This window comes from Caulobacter sp. FV1ye13L (assembly GCF_058681155.1).
In genome coordinates this window covers 2,917,346-2,931,417 of record NZ_CM178732.1, presented here as the reverse complement: position 1 = coordinate 2,931,417, position 14,072 = coordinate 2,917,346, and the positions used below count along the sequence as shown (strand labels likewise).

Here is a 14,072-nt window from a genome sequence, read left to right as displayed (position 1 = left end):
GGGGTCGATTAACCCGACATACGAAATGTCGGCGGATGACGAAATCGCCGCGCGCCTGTAACCGTTCGCGCCTACCCAGCGAACTCACAGTCAGGAACAAGGGTGCGGGAGACAGAACAGAACCTGAAGGCGCTGATGCTCATGGGTCTGGACGGCGACGCCGTTGCCCAGGGCCGCCTGCTTTCCGACCTGTCGGCGCACTTGAAACTTTTCTTCGCGCGCCGACTTGGCTGCGACGATGCAGACGTTGAGGACTTGGTGCAGGATTGTTTGATCGCGGTGCATGTTCGGCGGGAGACATTTGACCGCGCCGGATTGTTCACGCCCTGGGCTCACGCCATCGCCCGCTACAAGCTGATCGACCACTACCGACGCAAGCGCGTCCGATCCTGGTCGCCGCTCGACCACGCCGACGAACTGTTCGCCCCGGACTGGACCGACGACGCCATGCATGCGCGGGACATAACGCGGCTGCTTGACAGCCTACCCATCAACCAGAGTGACGCGATCCGAAAAACCCGAATCGAGGGTCTGAGCACGGAGGAAGCAGCGGCAGCCACGGGCCTGTCTCCGTCGCTAGTCAAGGTCAGCGTTCATCGAGGCCTCAAAGCCCTCATGGCCCGTGTCGGAACGGGAGGCGATGATGCGGACCGATGACCTGATCGCCCGTCTGGCGGCCGAAACCACCGTCGTCAAACCCTACGCCGTCGAGCGAAAGGTCACCCTGCATCTCATGATCGGTGGAGCGGCGGCCGTTGCCCTGCTTGTTACCCTGCTTGGGGTTCGGCCGGACATGGGTGCGGCCGTTGGGACCGTCTCGTTCTGGATGAAGTTCGGGTTCACCGCCATCGTAGCGGCCCTAGGCGTCGCGGCGACCTGTCGCCTGGCCCGCCCGGGCGCGATCCTGCTGCCCACCTTCTGGATCGTGGCCGCAATGCCTTTCACGGCGGTCGCCGTCATGGCTGCCCTAGAGATCGTGGCCGCCGCTCCGGCGGACCGGGTCACCGTCTGGCTGGGCAGTTCATGGAAGACCTGCCCCGTATGGATCCTGCTGATATCTGCGCCGGTCCTGCTGGCCGTCACCCTTTGCATGCGCAGATTTGCGCCCACGCGTCCGGTTTTGACCGGGATGGCGCTCGGCATGGCGGCTGGCGGTGTCGGCGCGACGGTCTACGGACTGCACTGCCAGGAGAACGCGGCGGCCTTTCTCGCCACCTGGTATTTGCTGGGCATGGCCATCGTCGGCGCGATCGGCGCGGTCATCGGCCCCCGCGTCTTGCGCTGGTGAAGGAATGGCGACAGCCTACCCGGAGGAAACTTGAGTTCGGACCTCGCCAGCCTTGAGCGGATCCGGCGGCGCCACCTCGGGGCGCTCCGCCCCGCCCAAGGGTCCCAGCGCGCCTTTCCCGGACCGTTGATCGCGGCCCATGTCGTGCGCCGGAAGCGCCGTGGGACCTAGGCGCTGGGCTAGCTTCAACCGGGACGCAGGGCCGGCCGAGCGCTGCGTGTAGGTCGCCTCACCCGCCACCGATGTCCCAGGCCGAATATTCGCTTTCCTGACGGACCAACTGTAACCGTAGACCAAGCTCCCGCGAACTACCGTTGTGACCGCAATCTGGTTGGCGTCGCCGCGCCACGACCGTGAAGGAGTAACAGTTGAACCGTCCAAGACCTGGCCACCACGCCACGCTGGCGCCATCTGGCCTGACCCGCAGGGCGGTCGCGACGATGGCAGGCACAATGCTCATCTCCTCGACGACAGCGCACGCGGCCACCCGGCTGTCGCGCTTCGTCGACGCCACGGCGGGCGCCCAGACTCTCGACCACGGAGCCTTTGACGCCTTGCTAGCGCGTCGGACCTCGCTTCAGGCCGGTGTTGTCCGCGTCGACTACCGCAGCTGGAAGGCCTCCCCAGCTGACCGCGCGGCGCTCAAGGCCTATATCGCGCGCCTTGCCGGGACCGATCCGGCCCAACTGACCCGCGCCGAGCAATTCGCCTTTTGGGCCAATCTCTACAACGCGGTCACCATCGACACAGTGCTGGCGGCGTATCCTGTCAGGTCTATCCGCGACATTCGTCCGACCGTGCTGTCGATCGGTCCGTGGAAGGCCAGGGCCGTCACGGTCAGCGACATCGCCCTGTCGCTGGACGACATTGAGAACGGCATCCTGCGGACCGGCTGGCGCGATCCACGCGTGCACTACGCCATCAACTGCGCGTCGTTCAGCTGCCCCAACCTTCCGCGCGTCGCATGGCGCGGACAAGACCTGTCCGCCCGGCTCGACGCAGCCGCCCGCGACTACGTCAACCATCCCCGAGGGGTCCGCTTTGAAGGCGACAGGCTTGTCGTGTCGTCGATCTACCGGTGGTTCGCTGGCGACTTCGGCGGTGGCGACAGGCACATTCTGCACCACCTCTCAACCTTCGCTGCACCGGCCCTGAAGGCTCGTCTCCAGAAGACCGACGGCATTGGCGGTGATGCCTACGATTGGATGCTAAACGAAGGAAAGGCGCCATGAACGCAGTGGCGCTCGAGCGGCGACCATCGGACGGACGCGCGGGTCGATCCGCCGAGCTTCAAAAACGGATCGCGAAACTCTTCGGGAGGCAAGCGGAGCGTATCGGGCATGACGAAAAACCTGTCCGGGTCCGGCCGCGTCAGCAAAAGCGGCATGATTTCGTTGCTCCAATGCTGTCCACCTGGGCTGACGCACTGCCCTAGAGCCTGGCGCGGTATGCGCTCAACCGCCATAGCCGTTACCCGAAACCCCGCGATCAGTCTCCGGCGCACGCAACCGGCGCCGGGCGAACGCCACCATCGTCGCTCTCGCTGGCGCCAAAAGGATCATCCTGATGCTCAAACGCTTGATGCCGCTACTGCTTCTGCTGTTGGCGGTTGTCGCCGTGTTCGCCAGCGGCGCGACCCGATACCTCAGTCTTGAATCCCTGCAGACCCATGAGGCCCTCCTTCGGGGTTTCGTCGCCGACAACCTGGCTCTGAGCCTTCTGGTCTTTATCGGCGTGTACGCAGTCGCTACCGCCGTCAGCATCCCAGGCGCACTCATCCTCACTCTCGCAGGGGGCTTCCTGTTTGGAACCTGGCTGGGCGGCGCGGCGACGGTCATCGGAGCCACCATCGGCGCGATCCTCGTTTTCGCCATTGTGCGGACGTCTCTGGGCGCGGTGCTGCGGGAGCGGGCCGAGGCCTCTGGCGGGAAGCTTAAGGCCGTCATGGATGGCGTTCGGGACGGCGCGTTCGGCTATATCCTGACTCTGAGACTGATCCCGCTGGCGCCCTTCTGGTTGGTCAATGTCGCCTCGGCTCTCGCCAACGCCCCTCTTCGTGCCTACGCGTTGGCGACCTTGATCGGCATCATGCCAGGGACCTTCATATATTCCAGCGTCGGGGCGGGTATTGGCCAGGTCCTGGCGCGCGGCGGCGAACCGAACCTCAAGATCATTTTCGAACCCTATGTCATCGGTCCGCTGGTGGCCTTGGGTCTGCTGTCGCTAGGGACAACACTGTTCCAGAGACTCCGTGGTCGCGAAGGGAGCATCTCGTGAAACTGGAGCGAATTTCCGCTGATCTGGCCATCATCGGCGCCGGCTCTGGCGGGCTGTCTGTTGCCGCCGGCGCTGCCCAACTGGGGCTGAAGGTTGTGCTCTTTGAGAAGGGGCAGATGGGTGGCGACTGTCTCAACTACGGCTGCGTGCCGTCCAAAGCGTTGATCGCCGCCGCCGACGCCGCTCATGCGGCGGCTCACAGCGGGCCCCTGGGCGTCAGCGCCTCAGGGCTCAGCGTTGACTTCGCGGCGGTCATGGCTCGGGTGCATCGCGTGATCGCCGAGATTGCTCCAATCGACAGTCAGGAACGCTTCGAAAGCCTGGGCGTGCGGGTCGTACGCGAAGCCGCCCGCTTTCGCGATCGCAGGGTCATTGAGAGCGACAGCGTCCGCGTAACCGCCCGAAAGGTCGTCATCGCCACAGGCTCACGCGCGGCCATCCCACCCATTCCTGGCCTCGACGGGATCCCTTATCTGACCAACGAGAGCATCTTCGAGCTCAAGGCCCGGCCGGACCATCTGATTGTTCTGGGCGGCGGACCGATCGGCGTCGAGCTTGGTCAGGCGTTCCGCCGGCTGGGGGCGGAAGTCACCCTGATTGAGGCCGAGGCCATCCTCGGCCGTGATGACCCCGCCGCCGCCGCCGTGGTGATTGAGCAGCTGAGGGCTGACGGACTGACCCTGTTGCCCGGCCATAGGGCCGTGCGGGTGGAGGCTGGACCGACCGTGATTGTCTCCGGTCCTGATGGAGAGCGGCGTATCGAAGGATCCCACCTCCTTGTCGCACTTGGCCGCAAAGCCAGTCTCGATAGCCTCAATCTCGAGGCGGCCGGCGTGGTGTTCGATCGCGCCGGCGTGAAGACAGATCGGTCGCTGCGGACCAGCAACCGTCGCGTTTTCGCGATCGGGGACGCCGCCGGGCGCGGACAGTTCACCCACTTGGCCGGAGCCCACGCCGGACTTTTCGTGCGCAAGGCGCTGTTCGCTGCGCCGATCAACGCGGACGCGTTGGTGGTGCCGCGAGTGACCTATAGCAATCCCGAACTGGCTGCCGTCGGATTGACCGAAGCCCAGGCGCGGGAGGCCCATGGTGATGATGTCCGGGTACTGGTTCAGCCCTTCGCCGACAATGACCGCGCCCAGGCGGAGGGCGACATCCGCGGCTTTGCCAAACTGATCGCCAGCAGCCGGGGGAAGGTCCTCGGTGTGACCCTGGTCGGCGCCCATGCCGGTGATCACCTGCCGCTATGGGTTCTGACCATGACCGCTGGGCTTAAGCTGAGCCAGCTGACCGGTATGATCGCGCCCTATCCAACGCGCGGCGAGATCAACAAACGTCTAGCGGGACAGTGGTTCACCGGCGCTTTGTTCTCGCCTGCGACGCGTCGGCTGGTGTCGGTGCTCAAGCGGTTCGGCTAGGACATAAAGAGTCGCAGACTGATGAACGAGAACCGTTGCGGCGCTTGCCGGGGAATGTGCAGCGGCGTGGAAAAAGAACCCCCTTAGCGGGGTTATCGGCGCCTAAAAGGGCCCCCTCATTCCGATGGTTTAGGCACTGCGGCTTGGTTTAACCTGGCGGTCGAGATCGGGATGTTGGTCGTGGAGACAGTGGTGCGGGTTCGCCGTGAGTATGCGGCGGGCAAACCGATCAAGGCGATCTGTCGGGATCTGAGGCTGTTGAAGAAGTCTCGCGCCGGGCGAGGAAGTTGGCTTCGTCGCCGCCGTGGAACTAGATTTGGCCCTTGAGGGAGCCGTCGGATTGGAGTTCAGCCCATCCGTCGCCCTGGGCCTCATCCATTTCGTCGTTTCTGTCCCAGACGAACTGCACGGCGTCGTGGTCGCCGGCGGCGGCGAAGTAGCCGGTGCCACAGCCGAAGGCGAACTCGCCATGGGTGGCTTCGAAGAGGATGTAGGCGGGCTCCATCATGTCCCGATAGTCGTCGGGGTAGTCGGGCATCTCGACGATGCGCCACCGGCCCAGAGCGCTCATGCAGGGGCCGCCAGGAGCTTGGGCAGACGGGTCAGGTTGTGAGCCGCCAGCGCCAGGGTGAATGCGGCACCGACCCTGGTCCGACCTCGCAGCTTGATCTTCGCCAGACCGGCGGTGCCCTTGATCCAGTCGAACACCTCCTCGATGCGCTTTCGGCAGCGCTGACTGATGGCATAGCCAGGATGGCGCCGGGTACGCAATTTTCTGGATCGGCCGCAAGGGATGATCGCGCCGAACCCGAGCATCCAGATCTACATATGAGAACAGCGACCCCGTCCGCTCGTTCGACCCGCGCATCCACCCCTCCAGAGCTCCCGCTAAAAAGATGAATCATGCCGAGTCCCGCGCCGCTACGGACTTCTTCAACAGCCTGTTAGGGGGGAAGGTCCAAGCGATCGGCCGACGAGAGCGGCGACGTGGGCGATATGGGGGTGAGCGACCATGGAAAGTGCAACCTAGCAGTAAGCGGCGGCGACGTTGTCCCCTGACACTTCGGTCCCGGCCGAAACAACATCACGCGGTCTTAGCGTAGATGACGACTTTCAGACCGGGAGAACCAGATGGTGAAGGCGTTGGTGATATTGGCGGCAGGCACGGCGATGGCTGCAGGAATCACACCGCCGCCGGTTCAAGCGGAGGAGGTCAGTCGCCTCGCGGGGCGCGTAGGCGAGCCCGTCCTGCTCGTGCGGCATGAGCCCGGGCCGGGGCCGAGCGTTCTCTTCGTGCATGGGGCGACGTTTCCATCCGCGCTCTCAATCTCTTACAGAATCAACGGTCAGTCATGGATGGATGACCTGCGCTCGCGCGGGTTTGACGTCTGGGCTTTCGACTTCGCCGGATATGGAGGGTCAGATTCGCCACCCACCATGGCGGCGGATGGCCCTGGCGTGGAAGTCCCCGGCCGCGCCCCGGACGCCGCACGTCAAATTGAGCGGGTCGTCCTCCACTTGCTTACTGGCTCAAGGCGCGACCGCGTGTCGATTGTCGCGCATTCTTGGGGCACGATCCCGGCCGGCCTGTTCGCGGGGCGACGGCCCGAACTCGTCGAACGCCTCGTCTTGTTCGGTCCTGTTTCCCACCGCAGGGGCGACGCGGGGGAGGCGCTAATCAGCGGCTCATATCTCGTGACTGCTGAAGAGCAGCGGCAGAGCTTTGCCGCAGGCCTACCAGACGGTCAGCCCCCCCTCATCGATCCCGCTGCCTTTTCGCTTTGGGTCGACGCCTATCTGGCCACTGACCCGCAAAGTCGCGACCGCACGCCTGCGGCTGTGCGCGTGCCTAGTGGCTGGCAAGCCGATTTCCGCGACGCATGGTCGGGCCGGCTTCCTTACGACCCGGCCAATGTGCGCGCGCCGACGCTCATCGTGCGCGGCGAGTGGGACGAGATCGCAAAAGACGAAGATGCAGCGTGGCTCGTCGCGGCGCTGACGGGCGTTCTTGGCGGCGCGAGCGACGTCAAGCTTCCGCGAGGTGGGCACCGAATGCACCTGGAACAGAACCGGGAAGCCCTCTTCGGCGCTGTCGGAGCTTTTCTGACCGGACCGGTGATTGGGACCGGGAACGAGCGATGATCGCGGTAATCTTTGAAGTGCGTCCGGTGTTGGGGGCGTGAGGATGACTACCTCGCGCTTGCGACAGCCTTGCGCTCCGAACTCGAGGCGATTGACGGTTTCATTTCGATCGAACGGTTCGCCAGCTTCACTGAGGCCGATAAGATTTTGTCGCTGTCGTTTTGGCGTGGCGAAAGCGTGGTCAGAGCATGCTTCTGAAGGCGGTGGAGGCGCTTATGCGGGGCGACCCAAGGCCTCTGGAGGCCTTCTTAGGCGCGGGCTAAGCGGCCTGGCCCCTCGCGCGCGGAAGACTGGCCTGGGGGTGTCCCCTGCCTTCCTCCCTTGGATCGTAAAGGCCGGGCGATCCCCCTCCCCCGGTCATCCGCTTGCTACCCCCACCTCGGCGGCGGGCAGGGGTTGATGCGCAAGGCATCTAGCCCTGCCCGAAGATCGACCGTGACCGATAAGACCCTCTTCGCCAGCGATGCTGTCCTCCCCACGAAGGCCGCCCAGCACGATCCGGATCTTGCCTTCCGCAGGGAAATGCCGGCGCATCGCCCGCCGAATATCCTTCACCACCCGCTCTCCGGGCGTCGCCTTTGCGGCCGAGGGTTTTGGTCTCGTCGCAGTGACGAAGGAACGAAGGAACGAAGGAACGAAGATGAGACAAAAACCCTCCTCTAAACGGAACCCTCAATCTGTCTCATTGGTGCTGACGGCGGAAAATCATGTGTTTTACGGCCCTCCTAGAATCTGGGAGACACCTCTGACAAACCGGACTCGGCAGAACACGCACCGTACTCGTCAATCGATGCGGCTTTCGTGTTTGATGCCGAAATTAGTATCGAGCGCGCGTGTACCTGACTGCGTTATCGTGACCGTTCGGGAACCGTTTGTCGGGCGCATCCATCCCTGCTCGAAACAGGCGGTCAAAAGGGCGGCACCGATCGTGCCAGCGATGTGCGGACGACGCTCGCTCCAATCGAGACAGGGACGGCAGAATAGCCGTCGCCGGGTAACCCGGGTCAGCGCTACATCCACATCGACCCTGATCGAGCGGAGGAATGCAACACCCTCGTCTGTCAGTTCGCCACCTTCAGCCAAGTGTTCGATATGACCACGCTCGCTCATGCGATCGGCAATTTTTACCGCGATTTCGCCGGCGAGGTGATCATAACAGGAGCGTGCCCGCCGCATCGCGACGTCGCGAGGTCCTGTTCGAACTGCGCGGTTTGGGCGGTTTCCCGGCTCCGCCGCTACCGTCATGATCCCCTCGATCATCGTGGCTACGATCGAAGATGCAAGCCGGTGATACCGGTGCCGCCCCTGCCGCTCGACGGTCAGCAGCCCGGCGTCCGTCAATCGCCCGAGATGGCTGCTGGCGGTTTGGGGTGTGACCCCTGCAACGTTCGCCAATTCGGTCGCGGTCAGTGCACGACCATCCATGAGGGCGACCAGCATAGCGGTGCGTGTGGGGTCACCGACCAGCGCTGCAATTTCGGCAATCCCGGTTGTGGTCAGCATCAATCGTCCAGGCAAAACAGGTGAATTCACAGACGGCATCGCATGAAAGGCCTCCCCCATGCTTCGACAGCGGCCGAAGCATCGCCCCGATCACGCGATCTACACCCGCTCCGACAACAATCGGCAGGAAGTCCTCTCATGATCACATGTTTTATCCGCTACGAGATCGATCCGTTTCGTGTCGATGCATTCGAAAAATATGCCCGCAACTGGGGCCAAGCGATACCGCGTTGCGGAGCGGATCTGATAGGCTATTTTGCGCCGCACGAAGGGTCGGCAACGACTGCCTACGGACTTTACAACATTAATGATCTTGCTGCCTATGAGGCATATCGCGCTCGCCTCAGGGACGATCCCCTCGGCCGAGAAAATTACGAGTTCGCCAAGCGCGAGCGCTTCATACTCCGCGAGAACCGGAAGTTTCTTCGTCTTGCGTCAGCACCACATGCGCCTCTGGTGAAGCCGTGATCGCCGTCATCTTCGAGGTCGATCTGGCCGAAGGGCGGATGGAGCAATATCTGGCGCTCGCTGCCGCGTTGCGCGGTGAACTAGAGGCGATCGACGGTTTTCTGTCGGTTGAGCGCTTTCAGAGCATGTCCGTACCAAACCGGATGGTGTCCTTGTCGTTCTTCCGGGATGAACAGGCCGTCCAAGAATGGCGGAACACGACATCCCATCGGGCTACGCAAGCCCGAGGACGTGCGGGTGTCTTCGCAAAATACAGGCTCCGTGTCGCCAGCGTCATCCGCGATTATAGCATGGAGGATCGCAGAGAGGCCCCGACCGACAGCCATGCCGCTCATTCCAACCTGGACGAGCGGGATTGACGGGGGGACACGCAGACCGTCGAATTTGGCATTGTCAGCAGAGCGCACCCATTCGTGCCTCTTCGATGCCACGTCCCCCCGGGGAACCGCGTTAGCGGATATCTGGGTCCGGTCTATGTCATGCCCCCTACAAGTGGAAGGCCAAGTACGGCGGGCTGGACGTCTCGGAGGCCCACCGTCTTCGGCGACGCCAAGATGACCACGGCGCTGCTCGACCGCCTGACCCACCACTGCGACATCGTCGAGACAGGCAATGACAGCTGGCGGCTCAGAAACCGCGCCTGACCGGGACGCTCCGCTTCGTCCACAACTTGTTCAACCTCCCCCCAGCCCCCCCCCAGACAGCAATCCCCGTCCCATCGCCGAGATCCATAATGAAAAGCCACCGGCGCTGGGGCCTGTAGGCAATCAGATCGCGGCTTTTGACCAAGGCCATCAGGTTGCGGACCAGAACAGGCCCTCCGCGCACACCGAACACGCCGACTGGGGGCCGTTGATTTCCTTGCACGACGGCGCAATCGCCGACGGCCAACACGCGGGGGTTTGAAAGCGCCTGCAAGGTCTCCTCGACCAAGATCCGCCCATCGGGGTCCAGCTCAAAACCGAGCCGGCGGCTCAAGGACGCGCCGACCAGACCGGTGGCAGTGACCAGCATATCGCATGGGAGGCGCTGACCCGTCGCCAGGATGCAGGTGGAGTCATGGCGGCTGAAGATTGTCCCCTGCAAGACCGTCACACCGCGCGCGACACGGACTGGCGTCACCCGTTCCCTGGCGCCGACTGCAAGGCCGGAACCGCCGTGCGCGTCGCCGACAACTGAAATTCGCGGCCTGACGCCCAGCCGTCGAGAAAAGCCTAAAGGGAGCCGGCGAGTTCCAGGCCGGTCACGCCCGCGCCGGCGATGACGACGTGCGGGCATTCCCCTTCACGCGCAACCCAAGCTTCGACCATTCTCCGGAGCTCAAGTAGGCGGACCAGCGGCTTTACCGGCCAGGCTCCATCTGGTCCCCGCAAACAGCTACCGCCGTCGTGATGTTGCTAGAGGCCCGTGGCTCTATCGGTGCGTGCGGCCTTGAGGGCTGCGGATTTAGGGCGCTTGGCGTCGTCGGCGATCAGTCCGGAGTTCGGTCCAAAAAGATTCTGACCAATTCACCACAGGCTGTAACCACAGAGCGCTGGGAAACGAATTACCTCGATGAGACCCGCGATCGACTGCCGCGGCGCTCCACACACATCCGCGGAAGATAGCCCCCTCGTTTCAGGAAGAGTCATGACTGAGGAAGCTAGATTGGCCCTCCAGCCAGTAACGCTCAAGCCACTAATCGAACCCCGCCAAAGCCCCCGCCCCGCATGAGGCGTTCGCGCCTGACGCTATCTCGGTAGAACAGCGCGCCGGCGGGACCGCCGCCAGCGCTGTCGTCACCGAGTCGGCTGACCAAGGGGAATTCTTCGCGCGCCCTTCCCCTGGCTGGATCCCCATCCGGGATAGGGGGCCGCCAGGGTGAGCATTGCCCAGACCTCTAGAACGTCCCCCCGCGCGGAGCGTGGATGCGGGTCCCTCAATCCAGGTGAATTCAACTATGCGATCTTTGCTTCCACCAACAGCAATTGGCGCCTTGGTCGCTTTGGCCGCGGCGACACCCGTCTTGGCCCAGCAGGCGGGTTTGCAGATCGCGGTTGTCCGCGCCGACTCCGGCGAACCTGTCGAGGCCGTCGAGGTCGAGATTAAGAACCGAGCGATCGGCTATGTCCGTACGATGAGGACCGACGCCGCCGGCAAGGTTCGCCTGGAGGGGCTGGCAACCGGCGGAGCCTACCAAATCTCGGTTGCTGACGGCGATGGCTTTAGGGCGCTTGCGGCTAGGGAGGTTGAGTTAAGGGCGAACTTCTCCAGTTCGGTGACGCTCGTCGTTGCGCCCTCCGTCGCCGAAGTCGTCGTCACCGGCAGCCGGGCTATCACCCGCGTCAATACGGTGAATGCGGAAATCTCAGCGTCTCTCGGCCGAGAGGAGCTTGCCGCCCTGCCTATCGAAGGCCGCGATGTCCTCAGCGCCCTGGTACGCCTGCCGAATGTCGTGCCCTCGACGGGCTTCTTTACCGAGGCGCCGGTGGTTTCGATCAACGGCGCAAACGCGCTGTTTACCAACTATCTGATCGACGGCCTCGACAATAACGAGAACTTCCTGGGCGGGCTAAAATTCCCCGTCCCCCTCGGCTTCACTCGCGAAGTGACCGTGCTGGCCAACAACTACTCCGCTGGGTTCGGTCGAACGGCGAACGGCATCGTGAACTACACGACGCCCTCAGGGGGCAACGACTACCATGGCGAAGTCTACACCCTCATCCGGCCCGGCCGCCCACTGGACGCTCGCTCTGCCTTCCCCCGACGGGACCTTAGCGGCAATCTGGTGGGCGACAGCTTCGAGCGGCGCCAGGCAGGGGCCTCGATTGGCGGGCCTATCGTTCGCGACCGGACCTTCTTCTACGCCAATCTGGAATATACTCGGGACCGCAATACCAACGTCCTTGATGCTCCAGCGCTGAACACCGTCACCAACATCACTGGTAACAACGAATTTCTGCTCGGCTCCCTGCGACTGGATCATCACCTCAATGACGAATGGAGGGTATCGCTTCGGGGCAATATCGGGCTCGTCACCATCGACCGCCCCGGTGGCTCGCTGGGTGGTGGGAATGTAACCTTTCCGTCTGCGGGCTCCGACCAAGACCGCAATTCAGCTCTGCTGGCGGCGTCAATAAGTTATTCGGGCAGTGATTGGACCTACAATGGCGCCCTCCAGTTCAGCCGGTTTCGCTGGAACTACGGTAAGCCTAAAGGCGCGTCGGGCCCGCAGGCCACGATCCGGGATCAGTCCGGGCTCACGATCGGCGTCGTCGGACACCCAGGCTATGTTTTCAATGACCTTGAGGAAACTTGGCAGACGCAGCATCGCTTGCAGCGGCGCTCAGGAAACCACCGGTTCAGCGTGGGGGGAGACATTATCCGATCCGACTTCCACCTTCTGGGCGGCGGCAATCGCGATGGAAACTACACCCTTGAGCTTACGCCAGCAGCGCTTGCCGCGTTGAACGCGAAAGGTGTGGGCGCGCGACTAACGGCCGCCGATGTACTGGTGCTCAATCCAAGGGTGCTCGATTATTCGGTCGAACTGCAGCCTGCGGCGTTCGGGACCGAGCAGACACTGCTGGCCCTATATGCCGAGGACGAGTGGCAGATTGGGTCGGCGCTGACCGCGACACTGGGGGTGCGTTGGGACTACGATTCGCTCACATCAAAGGGTGCAGGCGGCGGCGACGTCGACAATTTCGCACCGCGCCTTGCGGTCAACTATCATCCGGGAGCGCGCTCATCCCTGCGGCTCGGCGCAGGCGTTTACTACGGCAAGATACCCTACGCCGTGATCTCTGACGGGCTCCAACGCAGCACCACGTCAGCGGCGTTTCTGGGCCAACTTGTTGAACTCCAAAAAGGAGGACTTATAGAGAACGGTGTCCCCCTGGCCCCGCTGACCTTCTCGGGCAACCTGACCGTCAGCCCGCCCTGCGCGACCGTCAGCGCCTGTCCTGCCCCGGACGCCGTCCAGGGCCTTCGCGGTACGGCGCCGATCAATGAGGCGCGCATCCTGAGCCCGAGCGGCTACCAGAGCCCGTACAGTCAGCAGTTCAGCGTCGGGTACCAGTATCAGCCAAGCGAAAGTCTGACGGTCGGCGCGGACCTCATCTACAACCGCTCGTACAATCTGTTGCGCCTGCGCGACCTCAATGCTCCTGCGCCCTTCTCCCCCAACATTTCCGCGCTGACAGCGTCAAACGTCGCTCTGCTGCGGGCTCAACCGGATAACGCCGCGCGCCAAGCGCTCGCCCAATCCCTCGGGCTGGTCCGCAATCAATCGACGGCGGATGCGACCCGCCCCGTCGCCGTCGTACCGGGTGGCGCGCGGCAGATCACAGTTTCGGAAACTGCCGGCCGCTCAACCTACAAGGCGTTGAATCTGCAGATCAATAAGGCACAAGACGAGGACGCCTATGCCTTCAGGCTGTCGTACACGCTCGCCACATTGAACAACGACACGGACGATATTAATTTCCGCGCCTCAAACGCAAACGCCTTCGATGCGGATTTTGGGCCGTCCGCCAATGACCGCCGCCATGTGATTTCGGCTGTGGGCTTTTTGTATCCACTCAACGGCCTTACACTGACGCTTGCGGCCCTCGTCCAATCTGGCCAGCCGGTGAATCTGACGCCGGACGCGTCGATCTTCGGGACCCAGGATCTCAACGGCGACGGCCAGTCGTTCGGGGAAAGTTTCGTCGGCAACTCAGATCGTTATCCTGGGGCGCGGCGCAATTCCGATCGCCTGCCGTGGTCGACGACGGTGGATCTGGGCGTGCGGTTCGTGCTGCCAGCGCGCCATAGGTCGATTGAACTTAGCGCCGACGTCTTCAACGTCTTCAACACCAACAACGAATCTGGATTCGCCAATGCCGCCACGACGTCAAATCAGGTCCAGTTCGGAGGCGGCGCTCCGTTCGTCCAGCGTAATGCTGGGCCGCCGCGCCAGTTCCAGCTGGGCTTGGCGTGGAAGTTCTAGGGCC

13 protein-coding genes and 2 pseudogenes are annotated in these 14,072 nt (G+C 63.4%); 11 read left to right on the top strand and 4 right to left on the bottom strand.

Going from position 1 to position 14,072, the window contains the following annotated elements; genetic code table 11:
• Nucleotides 1-102 precede the first annotated feature (102 nt).
• The 5 genes from ACW176_RS14225 (at nt 103) to ACW176_RS14205 (ending at nt 4,983) form a co-directional block, all read left to right on the top strand.
• Nucleotides 103-657 carry a sigma-70 family RNA polymerase sigma factor gene (locus tag ACW176_RS14225; RefSeq protein ID WP_492109590.1) on the top strand — a complete coding sequence of 185 codons (555 nt, stop codon included), beginning with the start codon at nt 103-105 and terminating at the stop codon, nt 655-657.
• Nucleotides 644-1,288 (top strand): NrsF family protein, encoded by a 645-nt coding sequence (locus ACW176_RS14220; RefSeq protein ID WP_492109589.1) that lies wholly within the window; start codon nt 644-646, stop codon nt 1,286-1,288. Before ACW176_RS14225 ends, ACW176_RS14220 begins: the two co-directional genes overlap by 14 nt.
• Before the next feature lie 368 nt (nt 1,289-1,656).
• A complete protein-coding gene (locus tag ACW176_RS14215) occupies nt 1,657-2,520 on the top strand; it encodes a DUF547 domain-containing protein (protein ID WP_492109588.1) in 864 nt (287 codons plus the stop codon).
• Nucleotides 2,521-2,854: 334 nt separating this feature from the next.
• Nucleotides 2,855-3,565 carry a TVP38/TMEM64 family protein gene (locus tag ACW176_RS14210; RefSeq protein ID WP_492109587.1) on the top strand — a complete coding sequence of 237 codons (711 nt, stop codon included), beginning with the start codon at nt 2,855-2,857 and terminating at the stop codon, nt 3,563-3,565.
• Nucleotides 3,562-4,983, top strand: coding sequence for a dihydrolipoyl dehydrogenase family protein (locus ACW176_RS14205; RefSeq protein ID WP_492109586.1), 1,422 nt, complete (start codon nt 3,562-3,564; stop codon nt 4,981-4,983). Before ACW176_RS14210 ends, ACW176_RS14205 begins: the two co-directional genes overlap by 4 nt.
• A gap of 310 nt (nt 4,984-5,293) precedes the next feature.
• Here the strand turns inward: ACW176_RS14205 and ACW176_RS14200 are convergent, their stop codons facing one another.
• Nucleotides 5,294-5,554, bottom strand: a complete 261-nt coding sequence (locus ACW176_RS14200; protein ID WP_492111976.1) for a hypothetical protein — start codon at nt 5,552-5,554, stop codon at nt 5,294-5,296.
• Nucleotides 5,551-5,751, bottom strand: a pseudogene (locus ACW176_RS14195) (transposase); the annotation flags it as partial. The gene ACW176_RS14200 and the pseudogene ACW176_RS14195, both read right to left, overlap by 4 nt.
• 363 nt (nt 5,752-6,114) lie before the next feature.
• On the opposite strand from ACW176_RS14195, the gene ACW176_RS14190 reads away from it, so the two are divergent.
• Both ACW176_RS14190 and ACW176_RS14185 read left to right on the top strand, forming a co-directional pair.
• Nucleotides 6,115-7,125: an alpha/beta fold hydrolase gene (locus ACW176_RS14190; RefSeq protein WP_492109585.1), complete on the top strand. Its 1,011-nt coding sequence runs from the start codon at nt 6,115-6,117 to the stop codon at nt 7,123-7,125.
• 12 nt (nt 7,126-7,137) lie between these two features.
• Nucleotides 7,138-7,323, top strand: coding sequence for an antibiotic biosynthesis monooxygenase family protein (locus tag ACW176_RS14185; RefSeq protein ID WP_419320510.1), 186 nt, complete (start codon nt 7,138-7,140; stop codon nt 7,321-7,323).
• A gap of 585 nt (nt 7,324-7,908) precedes the next feature.
• Here the strand turns inward: ACW176_RS14185 and ACW176_RS14180 are convergent.
• Nucleotides 7,909-8,628: an ArsR/SmtB family transcription factor gene (locus ACW176_RS14180; protein ID WP_419320508.1), complete on the bottom strand. Its 720-nt coding sequence runs from the start codon at nt 8,626-8,628 to the stop codon at nt 7,909-7,911.
• A 138-nt stretch (nt 8,629-8,766) separates the two neighbouring features.
• On the opposite strand from ACW176_RS14180, the gene ACW176_RS14175 reads away from it, so the two are divergent.
• From ACW176_RS14175 to ACW176_RS14165, 3 genes and pseudogenes are all read left to right on the top strand, one after another.
• A complete protein-coding gene (locus ACW176_RS14175) occupies nt 8,767-9,096 on the top strand; it encodes an NIPSNAP family protein (RefSeq protein WP_492109584.1) in 330 nt (109 codons plus the stop codon).
• On the top strand, nt 9,093-9,455 hold the full coding sequence (locus ACW176_RS14170; protein ID WP_492109583.1) for an antibiotic biosynthesis monooxygenase family protein: 363 nt from the start codon (nt 9,093-9,095) through the stop codon (nt 9,453-9,455). The genes ACW176_RS14175 and ACW176_RS14170 overlap by 4 nt, the downstream gene beginning before the upstream one ends.
• 171 nt (nt 9,456-9,626) lie before the next feature.
• Nucleotides 9,627-9,740: pseudogene (locus ACW176_RS14165) on the top strand (ATP-binding protein); the annotation flags it as partial.
• Here the strand turns inward: ACW176_RS14165 and ACW176_RS14160 are convergent.
• Nucleotides 9,724-10,191 carry an FAD-dependent oxidoreductase gene (locus ACW176_RS14160; RefSeq protein WP_492111934.1) on the bottom strand — a complete coding sequence of 156 codons (468 nt, stop codon included), beginning with the start codon at nt 10,189-10,191 and terminating at the stop codon, nt 9,724-9,726. The pseudogene ACW176_RS14165 and the gene ACW176_RS14160 overlap by 17 nt on opposite strands.
• Nucleotides 10,192-11,101: 910 nt before the next feature.
• Between ACW176_RS14160 and ACW176_RS14155 the strand changes: the two genes are divergently transcribed.
• The gene (locus ACW176_RS14155) at nt 11,102-14,068 is read left to right on the top strand and encodes a TonB-dependent receptor (protein WP_492109582.1); all 2,967 of its coding nucleotides are present in this window, start codon (nt 11,102-11,104) and stop codon (nt 14,066-14,068) included.
• The last annotated feature ends 4 nt before the right edge of the window (nt 14,069-14,072 follow it).

Excerpts from the sequence above, each read along its gene's own strand:
- ACW176_RS14180 (WP_419320508.1), bottom strand. The coding sequence starts at position 8,628 with ATGCTGACCACAACCGGGATTGCCGAAATTGCAGCGCTGGTCGGTGAC.
- ACW176_RS14210 (WP_492109587.1), top strand. The coding sequence starts at position 2,855 with ATGCTCAAACGCTTGATGCCGCTACTGCTTCTGCTGTTGGCGGTTGTC.
- ACW176_RS14190 (WP_492109585.1), top strand. The coding sequence starts at position 6,115 with ATGGTGAAGGCGTTGGTGATATTGGCGGCAGGCACGGCGATGGCTGCA.
- ACW176_RS14220 (WP_492109589.1), top strand. The coding sequence starts at position 644 with ATGCGGACCGATGACCTGATCGCCCGTCTGGCGGCCGAAACCACCGTC.
- ACW176_RS14200 (WP_492111976.1), bottom strand. The coding sequence starts at position 5,554 with ATGAGCGCTCTGGGCCGGTGGCGCATCGTCGAGATGCCCGACTACCCC.
- ACW176_RS14175 (WP_492109584.1), top strand. The coding sequence starts at position 8,767 with ATGATCACATGTTTTATCCGCTACGAGATCGATCCGTTTCGTGTCGAT.